General features: G+C 42.4%; 1 protein-coding gene. It reads left to right on the top strand.

Annotated features, from left to right (window positions below; genetic code table 11):
• Window positions 1–46 precede the first annotated feature (46 nt).
• On the top strand, window positions 47–422 hold a 376-nt coding region (locus FLQ44_RS13565), incomplete at its 3' end, for a macro domain-containing protein (protein ID WP_147694814.1).

The raw sequence follows: 422 nt of genomic DNA, 5'->3' as shown, positions 1-422 counted from the left end.
CCAGTTAGTATTAACACTCATTGGTATTACTGAGGAGGCCGTAAAAGTGATCGAGATAACCCGTGGTGACATTTTGCGAGCTGATGCAGAAGCTATTGTAAATACAGTCAATTGCGTAGGAGTTATGGGTAGGGGAATTGCATTGCAATTTAAAAAAGCTTGGCCTGACAATTTCAAAGCTTACGCAATTGCATGCAAGAAAAACGAAGTGCATCCTGGGAAGATGTTTATTTTTGAAACAGGGCAACTTACGAACCCTCGTTTCATAATAAACTTTCCAACTAAACGGCATTGGAAAGGCGCTAGCAAAATAGAAGATATTGAGTCTGGTTTAGCCTCCTTAGTTGGGGATATACAAAAAATGGGTATTAAGTCGATAGCCATTCCACCGCTGGGTGCTGGATTAGGGGGGCTCGAGTGGC

This window comes from Vogesella mureinivorans (genome assembly GCF_007644035.1).
GTDB lineage: Bacteria > Pseudomonadota > Gammaproteobacteria > Burkholderiales > Chromobacteriaceae > Vogesella > Vogesella mureinivorans.
Note: the sequence above shows the minus strand (reverse complement) of the source record. Positions and strands in the feature narration are given on the sequence as shown.